Annotated in this window: 14 protein-coding genes and 2 pseudogenes; 7 read left to right on the top strand and 9 right to left on the bottom strand. The window is 73.8% G+C overall.

Annotated elements, in window-relative coordinates:
* Nucleotides 1-3: 3 nt before the first annotated feature.
* From ABT245_RS17830 to ABT245_RS17820, 3 genes are all read right to left on the bottom strand, one after another.
* Entirely contained in the window at nucleotides 4-1,173 is a 1,170-nt protein-coding gene (locus ABT245_RS17830; protein ID WP_351734529.1) for an ATP-binding protein, read from the bottom strand.
* Nucleotides 1,174-1,294: 121 nt separating this feature from the next.
* Entirely contained in the window at nucleotides 1,295-6,352 is a 5,058-nt protein-coding gene (locus ABT245_RS17825) for a hypothetical protein (RefSeq protein ID WP_351734527.1), read from the bottom strand.
* The gene (locus ABT245_RS17820; protein ID WP_351734525.1) at nucleotides 6,349-7,203 is read right to left on the bottom strand and encodes a DUF4132 domain-containing protein; all 855 of its coding nucleotides are present in this window, start codon (nucleotides 7,201-7,203) and stop codon (nucleotides 6,349-6,351) included. The genes ABT245_RS17825 and ABT245_RS17820 overlap by 4 nt, the downstream gene beginning before the upstream one ends.
* A 95-nt stretch (nucleotides 7,204-7,298) precedes the next feature.
* Here ABT245_RS17820 and ABT245_RS17815 point away from each other — a divergent pair.
* A pseudogene (locus ABT245_RS17815) lies at nucleotides 7,299-7,960 on the top strand (peptidoglycan-binding protein); the annotation flags it as partial.
* A gap of 24 nt (nucleotides 7,961-7,984) precedes the next feature.
* Here ABT245_RS17815 and ABT245_RS17810 read toward each other — a convergent pair.
* Nucleotides 7,985-8,374, bottom strand: a complete 390-nt coding sequence (locus ABT245_RS17810) for a DUF5997 family protein (RefSeq protein ID WP_351734523.1) — start codon at nucleotides 8,372-8,374, stop codon at nucleotides 7,985-7,987.
* 57 nt (nucleotides 8,375-8,431) lie between these two features.
* Here ABT245_RS17810 and ABT245_RS17805 point away from each other — a divergent pair, with 57 nt between their 5' ends.
* Nucleotides 8,432-9,199 carry a LysR family substrate-binding domain-containing protein gene (locus tag ABT245_RS17805; protein ID WP_351734521.1) on the top strand — a complete coding sequence of 256 codons (768 nt, stop codon included), beginning with the start codon at nucleotides 8,432-8,434 and terminating at the stop codon, nucleotides 9,197-9,199.
* Between the two features lie 384 nt (nucleotides 9,200-9,583).
* Here the strand turns inward: ABT245_RS17805 and ABT245_RS17800 are convergent, their stop codons facing one another.
* On the bottom strand, nucleotides 9,584-11,008 hold the full coding sequence (locus tag ABT245_RS17800) for an MFS transporter (protein WP_351734519.1): 1,425 nt from the start codon (nucleotides 11,006-11,008) through the stop codon (nucleotides 9,584-9,586).
* Between the two features lie 809 nt (nucleotides 11,009-11,817).
* Here ABT245_RS17800 and ABT245_RS17795 point away from each other — a divergent pair.
* Nucleotides 11,818-12,849: a lactonase family protein gene (locus ABT245_RS17795; protein ID WP_351734517.1), complete on the top strand. Its 1,032-nt coding sequence runs from the start codon at nucleotides 11,818-11,820 to the stop codon at nucleotides 12,847-12,849.
* 121 nt (nucleotides 12,850-12,970) lie between these two features.
* On the opposite strand, the gene ABT245_RS17790 is transcribed toward ABT245_RS17795, so the two are convergent.
* The 3 genes and pseudogenes from ABT245_RS17790 to ABT245_RS17780 form a co-directional block, all read right to left on the bottom strand.
* Nucleotides 12,971-13,894 (bottom strand): sirohydrochlorin chelatase, encoded by a 924-nt coding sequence (locus ABT245_RS17790; RefSeq protein ID WP_351734515.1) that lies wholly within the window; start codon nucleotides 13,892-13,894, stop codon nucleotides 12,971-12,973.
* Nucleotides 13,895-14,021: 127 nt separating this feature from the next.
* Nucleotides 14,022-15,008, bottom strand: coding sequence for an N-acetylglucosamine kinase (locus ABT245_RS17785; protein ID WP_351734513.1), 987 nt, complete (start codon nucleotides 15,006-15,008; stop codon nucleotides 14,022-14,024).
* Nucleotides 15,005-15,283: pseudogene (locus ABT245_RS17780) on the bottom strand (uracil-DNA glycosylase family protein); the annotation flags it as partial. The gene ABT245_RS17785 and the pseudogene ABT245_RS17780, both read right to left, overlap by 4 nt.
* Nucleotides 15,284-15,501: 218 nt before the next feature.
* Between ABT245_RS17780 and ABT245_RS17775 the strand changes: the two are divergent.
* From ABT245_RS17775 to ABT245_RS17760, 4 genes are all read left to right on the top strand, one after another.
* Nucleotides 15,502-16,179: a uracil-DNA glycosylase gene (locus tag ABT245_RS17775; RefSeq protein WP_351734511.1), complete on the top strand. Its 678-nt coding sequence runs from the start codon at nucleotides 15,502-15,504 to the stop codon at nucleotides 16,177-16,179.
* Nucleotides 16,180-16,339: 160 nt separating this feature from the next.
* Nucleotides 16,340-17,545 carry an IS4 family transposase gene (locus ABT245_RS17770; protein WP_351734509.1) on the top strand — a complete coding sequence of 402 codons (1,206 nt, stop codon included), beginning with the start codon at nucleotides 16,340-16,342 and terminating at the stop codon, nucleotides 17,543-17,545.
* Nucleotides 17,546-17,645: 100 nt separating this feature from the next.
* The gene (locus ABT245_RS17765; protein ID WP_351734507.1) at nucleotides 17,646-17,780 is read left to right on the top strand and encodes a hypothetical protein; all 135 of its coding nucleotides are present in this window, start codon (nucleotides 17,646-17,648) and stop codon (nucleotides 17,778-17,780) included.
* A gap of 565 nt (nucleotides 17,781-18,345) precedes the next feature.
* Nucleotides 18,346-21,354 carry a 3-keto-alpha-glucoside-1,2-lyase-like domain-containing protein gene (locus tag ABT245_RS17760; protein ID WP_351734505.1) on the top strand — a complete coding sequence of 1,003 codons (3,009 nt, stop codon included), beginning with the start codon at nucleotides 18,346-18,348 and terminating at the stop codon, nucleotides 21,352-21,354.
* Nucleotides 21,355-21,483: 129 nt separating this feature from the next.
* Here the strand turns inward: ABT245_RS17760 and ABT245_RS17755 are convergent, their stop codons facing one another.
* Complete coding sequence (locus ABT245_RS17755) at nucleotides 21,484-22,569, bottom strand: WD40/YVTN/BNR-like repeat-containing protein (RefSeq protein WP_351734636.1); 1,086 nt, start codon at nucleotides 22,567-22,569, stop codon at nucleotides 21,484-21,486.
* Nucleotides 22,570-22,935: the final 366 nt, after the last annotated feature.

Below are 22,935 nucleotides of genomic sequence, written 5' to 3'. Positions count from 1 at the left end.
CCGTCAGCCCTCCAGCACGGTGCGCAGGTCCCACAGGGTGCGCCAGGTCGCCGACCCCTGCTCGGCCCGGCGCCGGACCGGACCGTCCCAGTACCCGCGCAGCCGGGCCGCGTCCGCCGGGTCGTCCTTGCGCACGACCCCCAGGAGGTGCCCCGGCAGCAGCCCGAGCACATCGCGGTCCCCGGGGAAGTACGCGGCGGCGAGCCCCAGCGCACCGGCCACGGCCACCGCCTCCGCGGTGCTCATCACGGTGGACGGCCGCTCGACCTCCCAGCCCTCCGCCGACCGCCCCTCCCGCAGGTCCCGGAACGCGGTGACCAGGGCCTCCAGCACGGCGTCGTCGACCTGGAAGGGCGCACCCGCACGTTCCACCGACGCCCGGGCCTGGCCGCGCACCAGCGCGGTCTCCGTGTCGAGGTCCTCGATGGGGCCCACGGTCTCGAAGTTGAAGCGGCGCTTGAGCGCGGCGGACATCTCGGAGACGCCCTTGTCGCGCAGGTTGGCGGTGGCGATCAGATTGAACCCGGGCGCGGCGTGCGCCAGGGCGTCGTCGCTGCCCGCCAGTTCGGGCACCGCGATACGCCGCTCCGACAGCAGCGACACCAGGGAGTCCTGCACCTCGGGCAGGCAGCGGGTGACCTCCTCGACGCGGGCGATACCGCCGCGGCTCATCGCGGTCAGCACGGGGGAGGGCACCAGCGCCGCCCGGCTGGGCCCCTGTGCCAGCAACAGGGCGTAGTTCCAGCCGTACTTGAGCTGGTCCTCGGTGGTACCCGCGGTGCCCTGCACCACCAGCCCACTGGTCCCGCACACGGCGGCCGACAGCAGTTCGGAGAGCATCGACTTGGCGGTGCCGGGCTCGCCGACCAGCAGCAGGCCGCGCTCCCCGGCGAGGGTGACGACGCACCGTTCCACCAGGGCCCGGTCGCCGACGAACTTGCCCTCCACCACCAGCCGGCGCGGCGTCCCGTCCGGCACGTCGGCGTCGTCGGGCAGCCGCAGCGCCCGGCCGTCGCTGCCCATGACGAAGGTGACGGCGGCACGCGGGGTGAGCCGCCACGCGGGCGGTCGCGGCCCGCTGTCGTACGCGGCGAGGAAGGCCAGTTCGGCGGCGTGACGCTCCTCGGGCGGGACGATCTGCCGTGTGGGGTCGGGGGCGAGGGCGGTGGTCATCGGCACAGTCCTTCGGGGTGGTGCGGACGTCGGTCGTTCTCGGCCCGGGGCACCGGGCGCCGCACGGCGGCGCCCGGTCCCTCGGGGCGTTCGTCGGCGGGGCCGGCCGACGAGGGCGGGGTCATCGGCGGCGCCCCCTGCGGGTGGCCCGCGTGGTGAGCTCCTCGTACGCCGGCGCGTCGCCCGCCCGCACCCGCTGCCAGGCGCGGGCGAACAGCTCGGGCACCGGCAGCAGCGGAACGGCGCGCAGATGGCCGGGTATCGGGTAGAGCCCTTCCTTCCAGGTCTCCACCGGCAGCGCCGGGGACTTGAGGTCGTGCCAGCCGCAGGGCAGGAACAGGGTGCGCCCGGCGCGCGGCCGTTTGGCCGTCACGACCAGGTCGGTCGCGGCCAGTTCGGCGCGGGCCTTCTTCGTCCGGGCAGGCTTCCAGCCGGTCCAGCGGGCGCAGTTGCGGTCCGTCGGATCGGGCAGGGCCAGCAACTGGAGGTAGAGCGCCGCCGCGTCCTCGCTCAGGCCGTGCGCGGCGGCGACCTCGGCGACCAGCGCGGGCGCGCCCACGGCCGGGTCCTGGGCGTATCCCGCGGGGCCCGTGGCACCGGCGGCGAGCGCCCGGCCAAGCTCCTCGCCCAGGACGGCCCGCAGCGCCCGCAGTCCGCCGCCGCGGCCCTGGCCCACCAGCCCCGCGACGAGACCGAAGACGGCGTCGTCCGGTCCGGTGAGCCCGGCCGGGCGGACCAGCACGGTCTCGGCGCTCTGGTACCAGGGGCGCAGCACGAGCGCGTCGCCGATCCGGGTGAAGCCCTGCGCGTCGGCGCCCGCCCGTTCGGGAAGGCCGTACGCCTTGCGCAGTTCGGCCGAGGTCGATCCGCCCTTCTCGGTCCACTGCACGTCGAGGTCGAGGAGGAGTTCCGGGTCGGCGACGCGCCGGCGCAGGGCGGCCAGGCCGTCCGGCAGGGCGGCGCGCAACGGATGCCCGTACGGCAGGCCGTAGGCGAGCGCGGCGAGCGCGTCGACGGCCCGGGTGAGGTCGTAGCGGCCGGGGAGGGCCGCGGGGTCGTCCGCGGTCAGGTTGCCGTCCTTGTCGGGCCGCTGGACCGTGGTGCGGCTCAGCCACGGCGTCCGGCCGGGGTTCAGGACGGCCTCGGCGGCGCCGACGGACATGCCGGGGAGGTCGCCGGCCACCTCCTCGGGCAGGCGGACGAGTGAGCCGTGACGCTCGGCCCACACCCGGGCCGCGGCCTGTGTGTCGGGTCCGACCGTCCACAGGTCGGCGGGGTCCGCGGGCAGCAGGGCCCCGACCAGCGCCGCCGCCTCCGGCTGCCCGAGGGCGCCCAGCATGCTGTCGGCCAGGTCCTTCTGCCGCGACTTGAGCCCGAGGGCGGCCAGCGCCTCGGCGCCGGGCCGCTGCGGCCGGCCGGCCAGCAGCACGGCGGCCTGGAGCGGGCCGAGACCCTCGCCTGTCGCGGCGGTGAGCGCGGTCGGCGCGTCGGGCTGCCACGGTGCGGCGCCCTTGTCCCGGATCAGGGCGGTGACGGCGGCGAGCCGTTCGGCGGACAGGTCCGAGGCGTGCCGCCTCTCCTTGTCCAGCAGGAAGTGGGCGACCGCGCCGAACCCGCCGGACGGGTCGTGGTCCAGGGCCAGCCAGTTGACGCGCTCGTGCTGGGAGTCGACGCTCTGGCAGCCCAGCACCACCACGGTGCGGGCGCCGCGGCGCAGCACCTGGCCGACGCGCTGCTGCTTGTCGTGCGGCTCGCTCAGCACGACCTCGCGGAGCACACCGGCAGGGTCCGCGAGCGGTCCTTCGGTGATCGCCTCCAGGAGCAGGAGCAGCGCCTCCCGTTCCGCGTCCGGCAGGGCGGGCGAGGCGGCACGGTAGGCGAGCGGGCGCAGCGCGGCCAGCACGGACGGCCACACCATGCCGTTGCCGGGCACGGTGTACGCCTCGCTGTGCCAGCCGTCGGTCAGGGCGGCGAGCCGTTCCCGGTCGGGCAGCGGCCTGCCGTCGGCGGGCCGCCCGGACAGCACGTGGTTCACCGCCCGGATCTGGCGCAGCACGCTCCACTGCGACCCGCCCCACCAGCCGTTCAGCGGCGCGAGCCCGTCGGTGGCCTCGTGCAGAGTGCGGTCCTCGCCGTGCCGGGGGCGGTAGTCGGCGAACATGCCCTCGGTCCGGTTGCGGGGCTCACGCGGCCCTTCCTGCGGGGGCGTTGCGAAGACGGCGGCGGACTCGGTGAGGCGCAGCGCCGTGCGGACCAGGGCGGCCACGCCGGTCAGCAGCCGCGGGTCGGTGAGCTGCGGCAGGGCAGGAGCCAGGGCCCCGAGGACGACCTCGTCCGCGGCCGGCACGGCGGCCCTGGCGGCCTGGTCCCCGGCCTGGTCCAGTGCCTTCTGCCGCCCGGCCAGCGCGGTCGCCGCGCGGTCGAGCAGCTCGGCCGCCAGGCCGTCGGTCAGGGCGCGCAGCACCGCCGAGCCCCGCTCGTCGCGGGGACGCAGCGCGTGCCAGAAGGCGACGGGCGGCACGAACGGGGTGCCGGCGGCGAACTCCCCGCCCTGTTCGTGCTGGGTGACCCGGCCGAGTTCACCGCCCGGGGAGGTGTCGTCGGCCGCGAACAGGCCGATCTTGAGCTGCGACTGCACGGCGACCGGCTCGGCCCCGCCGGGCAGCCGCAGCGCGCCCAGCGGGATGCCCGCGGTGCGGCCGTCGCGGTCCGCCCGCAGGGCGACCGTCCGCCCGTCCGGTGTCCCGGCGGTCGTCAGGGCCTCGGCGCCCTGTCCCTCGGTACGGACCCAGCGGCCGAGCACGGTGCCGTCCGTGCCGAACGGGCTGTGTTCCAGGCCGGGTTGCAGCGGCAGCACCTCGCAGGAGGCGGGCCGCAGGGCCGCCTCCTCCCGGATGCCCGAGCGCAGCAGGGCGGGCAGGGACGACCGCCCGTGGGTGCCCGTGGCCGGGTCGTATTCGAGCCAGACGGTCTGCCGCTCCTGCCGGCCCTGCCGCCAGTAGGAGGTGCCGTCCCCGAGGACGGGGCGGCCGGGCGGCAGGACGGTGTCCCCGGCGTGCAGGGTGCGCCCGCCGGTGGCGCGGCCGCCTCCGGGCAGCGGAAGGGAAGGGCCGGCGATGTCGTGGCCGGACCACCAGGTGGGGATCTGTTCACCGCCGAGGGTGAACACCTCGGCGGGGCGGGCGGACCAGTAGCCGTACTGCTTGCTGCTCTTGCGCCACATCACGAGCAACTCGCCGTCCACGTACCGGAACCGGGGGCGCTGCCAGCGGTCCAGCTCGGCGGGCAGCCGCAGGTCGTGCTCCAGCAGGATCTCCTCGGGACCGACCACGACCGCCTTGTGCCGGCGGGCCAGGATCAGCGCCGGCCAGGCCTCGTGCACGGTCAGCGTGTTGTCCTCGCCCTTTTTGGTCTCGGTGTCCAGCAGCCGCAGGGCGTCCTCCAGGGCGGGCCAGCCCAGTTCGTCCAGGATGCCGGCGCGCAGCGTCCTTGCGAGCAGGGGCGCGACCTGGTGCCCGGCGACCCGCGCGACGGCGGCGGAGCCCACCTCGGCGGCCACCGTGCGGAAGGGGCGCATCCGGTCGAGTTCGGCGCGGGCAGCGGGCAGGCCCACCGCGCGCGTGTACCGCTCGGCGGCCTCGTCCAGCCACTCGCGCAGCACCTCGCCCAGCACCGGGTGGGCGGCGGTGTGGCGCAGCACCTCGTCCGCCGTCCGGCCGTTGCCCAGGGCGCCGACGGCCTGGTGCAGCAGGCGGCGCAACCGCGGATCCGCGGCAACGGCCACCAGGTCGCGCCGGCCCGGCGCGTCGTCGGAGAACCAGCCGTCCAGCGCCAGGTTCACGGCCACCTCGGGGCCGGGCAGAGCCAGCGGCACGCCCTCGGCCACGCACAGGTCCAGCAGATCGAGGTCGGCGCCGGCGTGCCAGCGGCCGGTGAACAGATCGACCGGACGGCCGGCCGCGCGCAGCCGAGGCGCCATCCGCCGCACGAGCGCGAGCGTGGCGGGGGAGCGGCGGGAGATGCTGCCACCGTGTTTACGGAAGGCCGCCCAACGGCTCAGCCAGTCCGCCGGGTCGACCTCGTCGGCCGTGTCTGCGGCGGCGGGGTCTGCGGTGTCGCCGGTGTCTGTCGTGTCGCCGGTGTCTGTCGTGCCGGCCGTGTCGTCCTCACCGGTCAGGAGCCGGTCCGCGCCGCTCTCGGTGAGCAGGGAAAGCCAGAACTCGTCGTCCTCGACGGAGCGGCCCAGCCCCGACGGCATGATCTCCAGCAGCCGGGCCCGGACGGCCGGCTGCTGTGCGGCGAGGACCGCGAGCGTGGCGCGACAGGCGGTCCAGAAGGACGCCGGGGCCCGGACGGCGGCGGGAGAGGCGATCAGGTCGGCGACCAGGGCGCACTCCTCGGTGACCCGGGGCAGTCCGGCCGCCGCGATGAGCCCGCGGGCGTCCTGCGGCAGCGAGGCGTACGGCGGCATGCCGGCCGCGCACCGCTCCACCGTCAGCTGCCGGAACTGCGCCCACGCCGCGGCGGGTTCGAGCCGGCGGGCGAGGTCCTTCACATGCTCCTTGAGGGCCTTGACGGTGAGCGCGCCGGCGAACGCGAACTCCAGGAAGACGGCGCGCTGCCGCTCCTCGTCCACGGTGAGCGCGTGCACCCGCTCGGCCTCGCGGGCCTTGCCGAAGAAGGCCGCGGCGTACGTCGTGTTCTCCTGCTCCAGGAAGACCCGGGCCGCCTGCTCGTGGAAGGTGGGCAGGAAGTGCGGCACGGTCCGGCCGAGCCGGTCGGCGAGCGCCTCGAAGCCCTCCTTCGCGGCGCCCGGCCGGGACTTGGCCTGGCGGGCGAGCCGCTCCACGTCCTTGACCAGGGCCAGCGCGTGGTGTCCGTTGGCCGGGTCGTTGACCAGCGCCCAGGCGGGGAAGCCGAGCGTCTCCCGGCGCACCTGCCCGACCTCGGGCGTCTCGGGCTCGCGGACCAGGCCGAGGAACTCCAGCGCGAGATCCTCGGCCTCACCGAGGGTGCCCGGCACCAGCCGGACGACGCGCCGCTCGCCCAGGGCCGGGTGGCCGTAGGCGCGCACGGTCAGGACGTCGGCGTCCTCGCGCCCGGTGCTGCCCGGCGGCAGGACGGCGCCCGCCTCCAGCAGCGCGGCCGTGGTGGTGTCGTCGTACGTCGTGGCCGTCATGCCGCCCGCTCCTCGTCCTCGATGTCCCGCCCGGCGTACAGCGCGGCTGCCATCCGCATGCCCTCGGACCAGGCGACCGGACCCACCTGACGTAGCTTCAGCGCCCGCCCCGCGGGGTCGGCCCACTGGAGCGGACCGGTCTCCGTCTCCTCGTAGCCGTCGTAGTCGCCGACCCAGACCCGGGCCTCGCTGCCGCGGCCCTCCTCCAGCACGGGGCAGACCGCGTGTCCCGCGCGCACCCGGTAGCCGAGCTGGGTGGCCCGGCCGTGCAGGAAGCGCAGCTCCTTGTAGGCGCCGCCCGCGTAGTCCGCGACCTCCGTGCCCTCGGCGTCGAGCGCCACCGGGCGGTGCCACACCTCGCGGAAGAGCTGCTGGACGCGCTGCTCGACGCCGAGTTCGACGGCGAACTCCCGCAGCTCCTCCAGGTCGGCGAGCAGGACGGGGTGCGGGATGCGGACGAGTTCGGGCGTGGTGCGCACGGTGTCGCCGTCGAGGTCGACGAGACCGAGCCCGCGCTCGGGGTCGGCGTCCCGCAGGAAGCCGGCCACCTGCCCGTCGGCTCCCATGACGACGACGTCGCGCAGCGCGGACTGCCAGGCCGGGTCGGGCCACACCCGGCCGAGGACGGCGAGCGGCACCGGCAGCGAGCGCACCATCCACCGCTCCACGTCGGCCAGGCACCGCTGTTCGTGCCGCTCCAGCCAATCGGCGAGCTGCCGCAGTCCGACGACCGCGGGATCGTCCGCGAGCTTGGCCGGGACCGACTTCAGCTGCCGTCCGGCAGCGTTGCGGCACACCACCTTCCCGCCGTCGAGGGCGACCTCGTAGTCGCCCGCCGTCACCCACCCCATGTGTGCCTCCCCGCACCGCAGTGATCAAGTGATGGGAACTGTAGGACGAGCCACTGACAACGCCCCCCACGCCTGTGGGATGCGGCCGGGAGAAGGGCCACGTCCACCTCGTCGGCAACGGCCGCGCCAACGCCGGCCTCGGCGACAGTGACATGCTGCGGGCCGTCGTGGGCGAGCCGAAGCCGCCGCCCGGCAACGAGGCCGACACCGACGGCAACCGGCACTTCTACGGCTTCGAGTGCGTCAACCTCGGCGACGGCAAGGACCCGTGGCCCAAGGCGCAGAACGACGCCATCGCACGGGTCGCCGCCGCCCTCTGCCGGCACTACGGCTGGAGCGAGCGCTCGGTGATCGGCCACAAGGAGTGGCAGCCGGGCAAGCAGGATCCGCGCGGCTTCACCATGGACGGGATGCGCGGGCGCATCGCCGCCCGCCCGGCCGGACAGGGCGGCGGGGGCGGCACGGGCTGCGGGGAGCCGCACCAGCCGAAGCCGGCGCCCAAACCGTCGTAGGCACCCTTCCCGGGCAGCGCCTTCTTCCACACGGAGCGGAAGGCGGCGGTGATCACCTCGATGGGCCGCCGGCTCGTCGCCGAGGGGCGCGGCCACTACGAGCGGGGGCCGGGCCCGCAGTGGACCGAGGCGGACCGCACGTCCTACGCGGCCTGGCAGCGCAAGCTGGGCTTCAAGGGCAAGGACGCGGACGGCATCCCCGGCAGGTCAGCTGGGACGAGCTGAAGGTGCCGTCGGACGGCTGAACCGGCCCGCGCCGGGCGGGGCGCTCAGCCCTGCCCGGCCTGCTCCTTGCGCAGTTCCTTCAGCCGTGCCGCCTCCTTGCGGACCCCGGCCTGGGTGGCGCGCTCCCGCTCCAGCCACTCGGGCCGCTCCTGCTTCAGCGACTCGATCTGCTCGGTGGTGAGCGCCTCGGTCACCCCGCCGCGGGCGAGACCCGCGATGGACACGCCCAGCTTCGCCGCGACCACCGGACGCGGATGCGGGCCGTCGCGTCGCAGCTCGCGCAGCCACTCGGGCGGTTCGGCCTGGAGCCGGTCGAGTTCGGCACGCGTGACGACACCCTCCTGGAACGGTGCGGGGGTGGCGGGGAGGTACACACCCAGCTTCTTCGCCGCGGTCGCGGGCTTCATCGTCTGGGGGTTCTGCTGCGACTTCATGAGGCCAGGGTATCGCCGGGTACGGGGGCGCCGGCCGCGGCCGGTAGGCTTGGCCCGGTGACAGGCCCGCAGGAGACACCGCCGTTCCGGCTCGCGTACGTCCCCGGAGCGACGCCCGCCAAGTGGGCGCGGATCTGGCACGAGCGCCTGCCCGGCATCCCGCTCGCCCTCGTCCAGGTACCGGCCGCCGAGGCGGCCGATGTGCTGCGGACCGGCGCGGCCGACGCGGGGCTCGTCCGGCTACCGGTCGACCGGACGTTCTTCAGCGCGATCCCCCTGTACACCGAGACGACGGTCGTGGTGGTCCCCAAGGACCACCTGATCACCGCCGCGGACGAGGTGACCCTCGCGGACCTCGCCGACGAGGTGGTCTGCCACCCCCTCGACGACGTCCTCGGCTGGGACGCGCCGCCCGGCGAGCCGGCCTTCGAGCGGCCCGCCGGCACCGCCGAAGCCGTCGAACTCGTCGCGGCCGGTGTGGGTCTGCTCGTCGTCCCCCAGTCACTGGCCCGTCTGCACCACCGCAGGGACCTGACCTACCGCACGGTCGTCGACGCCCCGCAGTCGGCCGTCGCCCTGTGCTGGCCCGAGGACGCCACCACCGACCTGGTCGAGGACCTCATCGGGATCGTGCGCGGACGCACCGTCAACAGCACCCGCGGCCGGGGCACCCTCCAGCCCGGACAGCCCGTGCCGAAGGGGAAGCGCCCCGAGGCCGCCGGCCGGCAGCAGCCCACGGCGGGCGGCTCCACCGGCCGCACCCGCCAGGGCCGCTCCACCACGCCCAAGGGAACCAAGCGGGGCCGCCCCCGACGCCGCTCGTAGCGCCGGCCGACCCGGAGGCCGCTCGTAGCGATTCGAGGGGGCGGGCACCGTCGGGTGGCGGTCGGTGGGCCGTCGGGTGGAGGCAGGTGCGGCAAGTCCGTCGTCGGGTGGCGGCGGGTCGGCCGGCGGGCGTCGGCCGGTGTGTCGGTGGGTGGCGGTCGGTCGTCGGCCGACCTGGAGGCCGTTCGTAGCGACCCGAGCGGGCGGGCGTCGGCGGGTGGCGGCCGGTCGGTCGTCGGGTGCCGGCGGGTGCGGCAAGTCCGTCGTCGGGTGTCAGCAGGTGGCGGTGGGTCGGTCGTCGGGTGTCGGCGGGTGGTGGCGGGTCAGCCGGCGGGCGTCGGTGGGTGGCGGCCGTTCGGTCGTCTGGTGGCCGGTGGCGGTCGCTCAGCTGTCCGGGCCGAGTTCCCGCAGGTCCGCGACGGCCAGCACCAGCGCCGCCAGCACGAACACCAGCGAGGCCGCGAAGCCCAGCCGGAGCGCGTCCACGGCCCGCCCGTGGTTGGCGAGGTGCGCGAAGTACACCGCACCCACGGCGGCGATCCCGGCCGCCGCCCCGATCCGCTGCCCGGTCTGCAGCACCCCGCCGGCCGCCCCGGCCCGCCGCACCGGTACCTGGGCGAGCGTCAGCGTGGTGTTGGGGGAGACGGTCAGACCGGAGCCGACCCCGGCGACCAGCAGCGGCAGCGCCGCCGCCCACCCGACGCCCGGGCCCGGCACCCGCTGCACGGCCGCGATGGCGCCCACCAGCCCCACCGCCACCCCGGCCAGCCCGAACACCACCAGCCTGCGGTCATGGCGGACCACCAGTCGGCCGCCGGCCAGCGCCGCCACCGCGGAGCCGACCGCGAACGGCATCGCGGCCATCCCGGCGGCCAGCGCGCTGTAGCCCAGGCTGTTCTGCAGGAACAGGTTGTAGACGAAGAACACCGAGGTGAACCCGGCGAAGTAGACGAGGCTCAGCAGCGCGCCCAGCGAGAACGACCGCAGCGTGAACAACCGCAGGTCCAGGAGCGGGCCCCGGCCGAGCCCGCCCTGCCGCCGCTCCCACGCCCAGAACGCCATGAGCAGCAGCACCGCCACGGGTACCAGGGCCCACTTGCCCCGGCCGGGCCAGGCCTGTTCCTGTACCAGCGGCAGCATCAGCGCGAGCGCGCCGGTACCGAGCAGCAGCACGCCCGGTACGTCGAAACCCTCACCGGCGTTGCCGCGCGGCACGGTCCTCGGCAGCAGCCGCAGCGCCGCCGCGAACACCGCGAAACCGATCGGCAGGTTGACGTAGAACACCCAGCGCCAACTGCCGGACACCTCGATCAGCAGCCCGCCCGCGAGCGGTCCGACGGCCGTCGAGACGGCGACGACACTGCCGAACGCGGCGAAGGCGCGGGCCCGTTCGGTGCCCTGGAACATCTGCTGGATCAGCCCCGACGCCTGCGGTGCGATCAGTCCGCCCGCCACACCCTGCAGCAACCGGAACACCACAAGCCAGGTGCCCGTCGGGGCCAGCCCGCAGGCCGCCGAGGCCAGCGTGAACAATCCGACGCCGATGAGGAAGGTCTGCCGGCGGCCCCGCAGATCACCGAGCCGTCCGGCGGGCACGAGGAACAGGCCGTATGTGAGGGCGTAGCCGGAGACGACCAGGGACAGGTCGGCCTGGGCGGCACGCAGCCCGTGTTCCATCGAGGGCAGGGCGACGTTCACGATCGATGTGTCGAGCAGGGTCATGAAGCCCGCCGTCAGACACACCGCGAGCGCCTTCCAGCGCCGTTCGTCCGCGACGGGCTCGGTCTCCCGTGCCTGGACGGTGGTCATGGGGAGCCACAGGCGCCGGCGCGCCGGACGGGGCGGGACGGCCCGGGCTGCCGGTGCGGGTGGATCGAGTGGGTGGGCATACGGGCGCCTTCCTGTGCTGTCCTGCGACCACGGTAGGAACGGACGCGACACGGCGCCCCCCGAACCGGCGCCGCACCGAGCCGCCCCCGCCCCCGCACCTCCGGGAACTGGGGCCCACGCCCCCTCCCACACCCGACCAACCGAACTCCGCCGTCCGAGTACCACCCCAGGCCATTACGGTGCAACCCCCGGGGACAGCTCGCACCCCCGACGCACCCACCCAGGGACGCGGGGAACGGCGCGCTCAACCACAACGCACCCGCACCAAGCCAACGCACCGGCACCAGGCCAACGCACCGGCACCCCGACGGCGCACGGGCCGTCACCGCCTCCGGGACTCCTGCGGTCGTGCGCCCGGTGCAGCCCACCCAGGGGCGCGGGGAACGGCGCGCTCAACCACAACGCACCGGCACAGGCCCCCACACCCGCACCCCGACGGCGCACGGGCCCTCACCGCCCCCGGGACTCCTGTGGTCGCGCGCCCGGTGCAGCCCACCCAGGGACGCGGGGAACGGCGCGCTCAACCACAACGCACCCGCACCAAGCCAACGCACCGGCACCAGGCCAACGCACCCGCACCAAGCCAACGCACCCGCACCAGCCCAACGCACCCGCACAGGCCAACGCACCGCACCCCGACGGCGCACGCCTCCCCCCGCTTGGTCTAGACCGCCAAGATCGACTGCTACCGTCAGCCGCGGACGCGACACGTACGAGAGGGGACAGCGGTGGCAGACGGCTACAGGCGGCACAGGGCGTTCATCGGGTCGTTCACGGCGGCGGGCGGACCCGGGCTGGTGACGGCCGCCGTCCACCCGGACAGCGGCGCACTCGCCGTACTCGGCAGCGTCGACGGCGTCCCCGATCCCTCGTACCTGGCCCTGTCACCCGACGGGGACACGCTGTACGCCGTCAGCGAGACGGCCGACGGCGCGGTGGCCGCGTACCGGATCAAGGACGACAAACCGGCCCTGGCCGGACCGCCGGTGCCGGTCGGCGGCAGCGGCCCCACCCATCTCAGCCTGCACGCCGGACATGTGCTCACCGCCAACTACGGCTCAGGAAGCGTCACCGCCGTACCCGTGCGCACCGACGGCACACTGGCCGGCGCCCGCTCCGGCGTGCTCCAGCACATCGGCGCGGGCCCGCACGAGCGGCGCCAGCGCGGCCCGCACGCCCATCAGGTGCAGCCGGACCCCAGTGGCCGCTGGGCCGTCAGCGTCGACCTCGGCACGGACTCGGTACGGGTGTGCACCCTGGATGGCGGGACGCCCGTGCTGCACCGCGAGATCGCCCTGCGCCCCGGCTGCGGCCCCCGCCATCTCGCCTTCCACCCGGACGGCACGTTCGCCTACGTCGTCAACGAGCTGACCCCGACCGTCACCGTGTGCCGCTGGGACGCCGAGGCGGGCTCCCTGCGGCCACTGACCGAGACCCCGGTCCTGCCGGGCGCGCCGGCCGGTGACGCCTATCCGTCGGGCATCGTCGCCTCGCCCGACGGCCGCTTCGTGTGGACCGCCACCCGCGGTGAGGACGTCCTGTCCGTGTTCGCCGTCGAGGGCGCGGGACTGCGGCTGACCGGCACGGTGCCCTGCGGCGGCCACTGGCCGCGCGCGCTGGCCGAGAACGCGGGCTTCCTGTACGCCGCCAACGAGCGCTCCGGCAACATCACCTGGTTCGCGGTCGACCCGGCCACCGGACTGCCCCGCTACGACGGCTCGGTGGACGTGCCCGCCGCCTCCTGCGTGGTCTTCGGCTGACACACACCGCGTCCTGCCCGGACCGCGTATGCCCGGTGCGGGCCTGTCTTCCGGCGCGGCGCGGGGCCCGCTTCCGTTGCGGAGCGGGCCCCGACGCGTGCGGGCGCCGTGCCGGTCCGGCTCAGTGGGCCGGGGTGCTCTGCGGCTGCTGCGGGGTGATGCCGAGCGCCGTCGTGTACCGGGCCAGGGCGAGCTTGCCGATCGTCGGGTACGCGCCCAGCGCCTCCGCGGCCGGGCAGTCCGCCTCGGTGGCCGCCGCCGCCAGCAGGCCCGGGTCGATCTCGGGGCCGATCAGGTACGGAGCCAGCGCCAGCTGCTGCGCACCGGAGGAACGCAACTGCTCGGCGACGGACGCGATCGAGCCGTCCTGGTCCAGGGCCGCCGCCATCACCGGCACGGCCAGCCGCGCGGCGAGCAGCATGCCGGTGATGCCGGCCGCCTGCACGGCCTCGTCACCGCCCACGGAGGCCAGGATGATGCCGTCCGCGGCGGTCGCCACGGTGAACAGGCGCGCCCGGTCGGCACGGGCCAGGCCCGCCTCGGACAGCCGCACGTGCAGCGCCTCGGCGAGCAGCGGGTGCGGGCCGAGCACATCCGTCAGCTCGGCGGCGACCCTGCTCTCCATCACGGCCTGGCGGACCTGGCGCAGCAGCGCGTTGTCCGGGCCGGCCAGCAGCGGCACGACGACGGCCACCGGACCGTCGGGCTCCTTGACCTCGGCACCGGCGGCGAGGGCCTGCTCGTAGCGGGCGATGCGCTCCTCGGCGGCCTGCGTCAGCACGGACTGCAGCGTGAGGAATTCCGCGTTGTCCCCGTCCACGTACCCGATCCGGGCGTCCAGGCCGGGCAGCTCGGAGCGGGCGATGCTCACGACGTCCTCGGCGAGGCTGCGCGTGGTGGCGCTGGGCGTGCCCGGCACCGCGAGGACGAGCGCGGGCGCGCCCTCGGGAGCCACCAGCGGTTCGGGGCGGCGGTGCCGTCCGGGCTGGCGGGGTCGCGGCATTCGTACTGGCAGGCCGGACGCGGGCCCAGTGGGGGAACTCATGGCGCCGCATTTTACTGGCTTCCTGGGCTCCCCTGTTCGGGGAGGGTGCAGGTGAGCGGTATCCGTCCGGTTTTGTCTGATGGGTTGCGTACGGATCAGAAGGGGCCCCTCCCTGCTTTCGCGAGCGTCAGCGGGTCACCGTGTACACCATCTTTTCATCGCTCGGCAGGGAGAGCAGCCCGGTCGCGAGGTCCGTGGCGATCCGCACCGCGCCGTGCAGCGGATCGCCCTGGGCGGGCACCCGCGACGCGTGCGGCAGCCGCTTCGCCAACTCCTGTTCCAGCGGGCGAAGGAGCGGGTCACCCATCCGGAACAGGCCGCCGGTGAGGGCCACTTGGGGCGAGCCGGACACCGGGCAGACCGCGGCGGCGGACCCGGCGATGTCCCGGGCCGCCATGCGCAGGATGCCCGCCGCGACGGTGTCCCGCTCCGCGCAGGCGGCCACCCGGGGCGCGAAGGAGGCGAGGACCGCGGCCCGGTCGGAACGCGGATACAGCAGTCCGGGCAGTCCGGGCAGTCCGGGCAGCGGGCCGAACTGCTCCTCGGCGCAGGCCCGCAGCGCGGCCGAGCCGCCGTCGCGCCCGTCGTGGGCGCGCAGCGCCGCCTCAAGACCGGCCCGGCCGATCCAGGCACCGCTGCCGCAGTCGCCGAGCAGATGGCCCCAGCCGTCCGCCCGCCGCCAGCCCGTCAGGTCGGTGCCGACGGCGATCAGCCCCGTACCCCCCGCCACCACGGCACCGGGGTGCGACCCGAGGGCGCCCACATAGGCGGTCAACGCGTCGGCGGCGAGCACGACGGACCGTACGCCCAGCTCCCGTGCGAGGGCGCCCGGCAGTTCGGCGCGCAGGGCGTCGCCCAGGGTGGCGAACCCGGCGGCGCCGACGACCGCCGCGGCCGGCTCGGTCACCCCGGTCTCGACGCTCAACGAGCGGACCATGGGCAGGAGTTGTTCCAGCAGATGGGCGGGATCGATGCCCCGCGGCCCGGTCCTGACCGGTTCTGACGACTCCCGCTCGGCCGACGGCCCCCGCCCGGCGATCCCGACCGTGACCCTGAGCCCCGACGCCCCCGAGTCGACGGCGAGGAATCCGGCCCCGGCTGCGGTACGGCTCACGGCAGGCGCCGGTCCACCGGCTGTCCCCCCTGCTGGACCAGCAGGTCGTCGGCCCGGCCGAACGGACGGGAGCCGAAGAGGCCACGGGCGGCCGACAGGGGCGACGGACGGGCGGACTCCACGCCCAGCGACCGGTCCTTTTCGCGATGCGCGCCGAGGGCGCGCGGGGCCGAGGTGAGCGCCCTGTTGAGCAGCACCGGCGGCAGCGGGCGCGCCTCGGGCGCGACCGAGAAGGACAGACCGACCGCGGGTCCGGAGGTCCCGGGAGCTGGGTATCGGGGCCGAAGGATGGACCGAGGACGGTGACCATGGCGGAGTGGCCTGAGTGCTGAGTGGAACAAGCTCCCCTCCTTCCAGGCGACCGGCTGCGTGATCTGCTCGACCGGCTCGGAGACCTCGACGAGGACGAAGAGTAGCGCCTGCGGGGCGGCCCGTGTGCGCAGGCTCCCCTGGGTATGCGGGGCGTCTGCGTGTGCCAGTAGAGTGACGCGCTGTGGCAGCACGACCTTTGCATGAACTTGTTGAAGCAGGCTGGGCGAAGGCTCTTGAGCCGGTCGCCGAACGGATCGCCGCGATGGGGGACTTCCTGCGGGCCGAGATCGCGGCGGGCCGGACGTATCTTCCGTCCGGGGCGAATGTCCTGCGGGCCTTCCAGCAGCCCTTCGACGACGTCCGCGTCCTGATCGTGGGTCAGGACCCTTATCCGACGCCCGGTATGGCGATCGGGTTGAGCTTCGCGGTGGCCCCGGAAGTGCGTTCCTTGCCGGGCAGCCTGGAGAACATCTTCCGGGAGATGCACTCCGACCTCGGGCTGCCCAGGCCGTCCAACGGCGACCTGACGCCGTGGACCCGGCAGGGCGTACTGCTGCTCAACAGGGCGCTGACGACCGCCCCGCGCAGTCCGGGGGCGCACCGGGGCAAGGGCTGGGAGGAGGTCACCGAGCAGGCCATCCGCGCGCTGGCCGGGCGCGGGAAGCCGCTGGTGTCGATCCTGTGGGGCCGTGACGCCCGCAATCTCCGTCCGCTGCTGGGGGAACTGCCGGCGGTCGAGTCCGCGCACCCGTCTCCGATGTCGGCGGACCGTGGCTTCTTCGGCTCCCGTCCGTTCAGCCGCGCCAACGACCTGCTGACCGGCCAGGGCGCCCAGCCGGTGGACTGGCAACTGCCGTAAACCACGAACCCGTCGCCGTCCGCGTCTCCTTGCACGTGACCTGCGGTGATGCTGCCTGAATCGACTCGGTCCACGCCTATACGCCAAGGCCGCTCACCCTCCCCTAGGGGCAATGCCGCTGACTTTGGGGTGAGTTGCTTGTAGCGTGTGGCCGGGAGGGATGCTGGTGCCACGGGCTGGGCAGGTGAAGCCGCCGGTTGTGGAGCGGTTGTCGGACCGGATCGCGTTGGGGGTACTGACGCGGGTGTTTCCGGCTGAGCTGGTCGATGAGGTCGTCGCTGAGACGGGGCGGGGCGAGAAGCGGAGTCGGCTGCTGCCGGCGCGGGTGGTGGTCTACTTCGTGCTGGCGATGTGTCTGTTTTCCGGGCAGGCGTATGAGGAGGTCGCTCGGCTGCTGAGCGAGGGCCTGGCCTGGGCCGGCCGGTGGCGGGGCAGGTGGGAGGTGCCCTCGACCGGGGCGATCTCCCGGGCGCGTGCCCGGCTGGGGTCGGAGCCGCTGCAGGCGTTGTTCGCTCGGGTGTGCCGTCCGGTTGCCACGCCTGACACGGTCGGCGCCTGGTATCGGGGGCGGCGGCTGGTGGCAGTGGACGGCACCACGCTGGACGTGGCGGACACGGAGGACAACGACGCGTTCTTCGGACGGCCGGGGTCCGGGCGCGGGGACAAGAGGAGCGCGTTCCCGCAGGTGCGGCTGGTGGTGCTGGCCGAGTGCGGCACGCATGCGGTCTTCGCCGCGGCCACCGGCCCGTGCACGGTGGCCGAGACGCAGCTCGCTGACACCCTGCTGCCCCAGCTTCAGCCGGGAATGCTGCTGCTGGCGGACCGCAACTTCCCCGGCTACGACCGGTGGCAGGCCGCCGCCGCGACGGGCGCCGACCTGCTGTGGCGGATCAAGTCGGATGTTGTGCTGGTGGTACGCGAGCAGTACGCGGACGGCTCGTACCTGTCGGAGATCTACGCAGCCCGGGACAAGCGGCGCGCGCACGGGCAGCTGGTGCGGGTGGTGGAGTACACCGTCGCAGGCCACGAGGAGGCCGGCCCGATCCGGCTGATCACCACAATCCTCGACCCCGGCCAGGCACCGGCGGCGGAACTGGCGGCCCTGTATCACGAGCGGTGGGAAGTGGAAGGGGTGCTGGACGAGATCAAGGTCCACCAGCGCGGCCCGGACGTGGTCCTGCGCTCCAGGTATCCCGACGGTGTCGAGCAGGAGGTCTACGGTTTCCTCCTGGTCCACCACGCCGTCCGCCAGGTCATGCACCAGGCCGCAGCCCAGGCCGGGACCGACCCCGACCGGCTGTCCTTCACCCGCTCCCTGCGCGTCGTGCGCCGCCAGGTCCCCGCCCAGGCGGCTTTTTCCCCCTGACCGCCTCGCCGCCGCCTGGGACCGCACCCTCGCCGAGATCCTCCGACGCCTCTTACCCGTCCGCAGACTCCGCGCGTTCCCCCGCGTCGTCAAGCGCAAGATGTCCAACTGGGGCCTCAAACGCGCCCACCACCGCACCTGGCCCCAGCCCACCGCCCCGCCGGTCGAGGCGGTCACCATCGTTCCCGCGTCCAAGACCGCCCCGACCAAGCGAAAACCCAAGACCACCACTTAAAACAGCGGCATTGCCCCTAGGGGCGGCTTTCCTTGGCGAGTCGAGGGACGGCGTTGCATCGCCGCCGACGTAGAGAGCCCTCTTCACGGTCCGCTGTCGAAGTGCCCGACAACGGCCTGCCACCCCGTGCCGAAACTCGGCCGTCGAGTTGAGCACGAGGGCTGCCGGGGCGTTCCTCCCGCTGGACCCCGGAGCGGCAAGGTACCGCTGCCGGGCCGTTGCGCCCGCGGTCGGCCGCCGCAGCGCCCGCCGTCGGCCCGCCGCAGTTCGGCGTTCCCGGCCCGCGGTCTTCATAGGGGCCCACTCGGTTGCGTGGTCGGTACGGATCTCCACGAGCATGCGCACCGCGCACTCAGTTGCGCACAGGCTCGCCGCCAACGACCAACTCGGCTCGGACGGGCGGACTTTGAACTCACTGATGACAAAGTATGGACGCGCTCGGCAGAAGTCCCCTAGCGTGACGGCGCAACCGTAGGCGTACCGACTCTTCGGCTTCAGCACCGCGTTTCCGTACCGCTCGACCGGAGTGCGATCCGGCGGCCTCCGGTCCCGTCCTGGAGGACCGATGCACCCACATGCGTTCCGTCGCGCCCGAAGACAGCTCACCGCTCTGCTCGTCGGCGGCTTCCTCGCCGGCGGGACAGCGACCGCGCCCCCGTCCGCCGCCGCACCCGCCGACATCCCGCCCCAGGAACCCGGTGTCACCCTGCGCGTCTTCGACACCCAGGTCCCGCTGTCCAAGCTGTGCACGCTCAAGCCGGGCCAGACGCCCAACCACGACAAGCTGATGCCGACCGTGGACTGGTCCTCGACCGACGACTTCGGCGGATTCGCCGACAACTTCTCGGCGCAGGCCTCCGGTTACCTCGTCGTTCCCGCGGGCGGGACGTACACCTTCCGTCTCACCAGCGACGACGGGTCACGGCTCACCATCGACGACCGTGCGGTCATCGACCACGACGGGCTGCACGCCGCCGAACCCAAGGACGGGACCGTCGAACTCACCGAAGGCTCCCACCCGTTCCGCATCGACTACTTCGAGCGCGACGGCGGGCAGCAGCTCACGCTCGCCTGGCGGCCGCCGGGCGCCACCGGCTTCACCGTCGTGCCGCGCGAGTCGCTGACCACCGACGCCGGGGTCGTACGGGTCACGTCGCCGGGCCGCAAGGAGTGCGAGGCCGGCGCGGACAGCCCCGGTGACGGACTGCCGCTCACCGATGTGCGCCCCGACCTCACCCTCACCGACCTACGCCCGGACGGGTTCGAGCCGCAGGTCACCGGTATGGACTGGCTGCCCGACGGCCGGCTCGCCCTCAGCACATGGGGCGGGTCTCAGAACGAGGCGGGCGAGGTGTACCTCCTCGACCATGTCACCGGGAACACCAGCCGCGACAAGGTGACCGTCAAGAAGGTCGCGAGCGGGCTACGCGAGCCGATGGGCATCAAGTACGTCGACGGCTCCCTCTATGTGTCGCAGAAGCACGAGCTGACCCGGCTCGTCGACACCGACCACGACTCCGTCACCGACGAGTACCGCACCGTGGCCACCTGGCCCTACAGCGGGAACTTCCACGAGTTCGCCTTCGGGCTGCTCTACCGCGACGGCTACTTCTATGTGAACCTGTCCGTCGCGATCAACTACGGCGGGGCGACCACCACGCCGCAACCGGCCCCGGGCCGCGGCACCACATACCGGATCAGCAAGAAGACGGGGAAGATCCATCCGATCGCGGGCGGTCTGCGCACACCCAACGGGATCGGCTGGGGCCCGGGCGGCGGCATCTTCACCACCGACAACCAGGGTGGCTGGCTCCCGGCCAGCAAGCTCGTCCAGATCAAGCAGGACCGCTTCTTCAACCACTTCACCGAGCCGTCAGGCCCCTTCGACGACCGTCCCGTCACCCAGCCGGTGCTGTGGCTGCCGCACAACGAGATCGCCAACTCCCCCAGCACTCCTCTGTACTTGACCAAGGGCCGGTTCGCCGGGCAGCTGCTCTTCGGTGACGTCACCTACGGCGGGATCCAGCGCGGCTATCTGGAGAAGGTGAAGGGCCAGTACCAGGGAGCCGTGTTCCGCTACACCCAGGGGCTCGAAGCCGGCGTCAACCGGATCTCCTTGGGCCCCGACGGCGCCATCTACGCGGGCGGCCTGGGCGCCGACGGCAACTGGGGTCAGGAAGGCAAGCTGAGGTTCGGCTTGCAGAAACTGACGCCGAACGGCGGTAACACCTTCGATATCAAGGAGATGCGGGCCGTGCCCGGCGGCTTCGACCTGGAGTACACCCAGCCGGTGTCCGAGGCCACCGCCGAGAAGTTGGCCTCCCGCTACCAGGCCGAGCAGTGGCGCTACACCCCGACATCGGACTACGGCGGGCCGAAGATCGCCGAGGAGCGGCTCACCGTCCGCTCGGTGACGCTCGCCGCCGACGGGCGCACGGTCCGGCTGCGTCTCGACGGGCTCAAGCCCGGCCGCGTCGTGCACGTGCGCTCGCCGCGCCCCTTCGCTTCCGCGTCCGGCGAGACGCTATGGAGCACGGAGGCCTGGTACACGCTCAACGCGCTGCCGGGAAAGCAGCCGCCGCCCGCCACGCTGTACGAGGCCGAGGAGGCGCGCCTGACCGGCACGGCCGGCGTCCACACCGACCACACCGGGTACTCGGGCAGCGGCTTCGCCGACCGCTACGGCACCGAGGGCAAGGTGGCCACGACGTTCGACGTGACGGTCCCCAAGGCCGGCGAGTACGACGTGAACCTGCGCTACTCGAACGGCCCCAACCCTTTCCAGGGCACCAAGTCCCTCTCCCTGTACGCCAATGGGGAGAAGCTACGCCAGACAAAGCTCCCCTCCACCGGCACATGGGACGCCTGGTCGACCCAGACCGAACGCGTCAGCCTGCGCGCGGGCCACAACACCCTCGCGTACCGCTTCGACGCCGGAGACACGGGTCATGTCAACCTCGATCTGATCACCGTGCGTCCGCACGGCGCCACGGTCACCCTCTTCGACGGCACCACCGCCTCCCAGGCGCAGTGGCAGCATCCGGACGGGCGGCGCGTGGCATGGCCGCTCGCCGCCGAGCAGTCGATGGAGCTGTGCTGCGGCGACATCCGCACCAAGGAGGCCTACCAGGACTTCAAGCTGCACGTGGAGTTCCGGGTTCCACTGCTACCGGACGATGTCACCGGCCAGAACCGCGGCAACAGCGGCGTCTACCTTCAGGACCGCTACGAGCTGCAGATCCTCGACTCGTACGGTGACACCACGCTCGACACCAACGAGGCCGGGGCGATCTATCTGAAGAAGGCACCCGACACGAACGCGGCGACGGCGCCGGATACCTGGCAGACGTACGACATCACGTTCCGCGCGGCACGGTTTGACGACAGCGGTCGTAAGACCGCCGACGCGCGGGTGACGGTCATGTGGAACGGCAAGAAGGTCCACGACGACATCGCGATCGACGGGCCGACCGGCGGCGGTGCGCCGGAGGGACCGTCGGCCGGGGCGATCCGTCTGCAGGACCATGGGAACACCGTGCGGTTCCGCAACCTCCGGGTGCAACCGCTGAGTTGACGCACCCGCACCGCAGCCGCGCAGCGGCGGGGCGCGCCCACGAGATCGGGGGCGCGCCCCTTTCCGACCGAGGTTGGCCGGACCGCTGGCCCGCACGGTCGACACCCCCCTCCTTCTCCGGCCGTGGCCTCAGTCGAGGACCGCGGCCCGTACACACAGCACATCCGGCAGATGGGACGCCAACTGGCGCCAGCTGTCGCCGTCGTCGGCCGACGCGAACACCTCGCCGTTGCGGTTGCCGAAGTACACGCCCGCCGGGTCGCCGCCGTCGGTGCACAGCGCGTCCCGCAGCACCGTCCCGTAGTGGTCCTCCGAGGGCAGGCCGGCCGTCAGCGGTTCCCAGTTTCTGCCCGCGTCCGCCGTGCGGAAGACCCGGCAGCGGCGGTCGGCGGGCACCCGGTCGGCGTCGGCGTTGATCGGGAAGACGTACGCGGTGCCGGCGCGGTGCGGGTGGGCCGCCACCGCGAAGCCGAAGGTGGACGGCAGCCCCTCGCCGATGTCCGTCCAGTGCGCGCCGGAGTCGTCGCTGCGGTACACGCCCCAGTGGTTCTGCAGATACAGCCGGTCCGGGCTGCCCGCGTCCTGTGCGATCTTGTGGACGCACTGGCCGAACTCCGGGTCCGGATCCGGCAGGAACACCGCGGACACGCCGGAGTTGGACGGGGCCCAGCTCGCACCGCCGTCCGTGGTGCGGAACACGCCGGCCGTGGAGACCGCCACGGTCACCGCCTTGGGATCGCGCCGGTCGGTGACGACGGTGTGCAGTCCCTCTCCGCCGCCGCCCGGCACCCACCGGTCCCGGGTGGGGTGCTCCCACAGGGGCCGGACCAGTTCGAAGCTCTCGCCGCGGTCCTCTGAGCGGTACAGCGCCGCCGGTTCCGTGCCCGCGTACACCACGTCCGGTTCCGCGGCCGCCGGGTGCAGTTGCCACACCCGCTCCAGCGACGCCCCGGTGTCCTTGGGGAACTTGACGGCGGCCCTGGCGGGTTCGGTCCAACTGCGGCCCAGGTCGTCGGAGTGGAAGACGGACGGGCCCCAGTGGGAGCTGTCGCCGCCGGCGAGCAGGCGTGGGCTGCCGCCGCGGGTGTCGATGGCGACCGAGTAGATCGCCTGCGCGTTGAAGTAGGGGCTCTCGTCGAACGCCCAGGCGTCCTCCCGTCGGCGCCCGATGAACAGGCCCTTGCGGGTGCCCGCGGCGAGCAGTACCTCGGTCATGCCGATCACCTCCGGGGTGTCGTCGCACAGCTGGTCCTCAGACACCGGCCAGTGTGCACCCCACCACTGACAATCACCCCCACCTCGGAATCACCGCAGGTCAGAGCGATGCCGCCAGTCACCCGTAGGAACACCCAAGGCGAATTTCGGCCAGCCACCCCCGGGCGATGAGCCCGGGAGCCGCACGCGGCGACCATGGTCTTTGAACGAGAGAGGAGGCCCGGCGGTGAGGGACGCGGCCCGGCCCCCGGACCCGGAGCACCGGACGTCCCGGCGGCCCGGTACCTGGCCTGGGGGTCCGGTGCCCGGGCCGGTGCCTGGTCCGGAGGTTCGGTGCTCCGGGTCCGGCGGCCCGGTGTTCGGCCC

Source organism: Streptomyces sp. NPDC001508, from assembly GCF_040298665.1.
In the GTDB taxonomy this organism is placed as follows: Bacteria; Actinomycetota; Actinomycetes; order Streptomycetales; family Streptomycetaceae; genus Streptomyces.
This window is presented reverse-complemented; position numbering and strand designations above follow the sequence as displayed.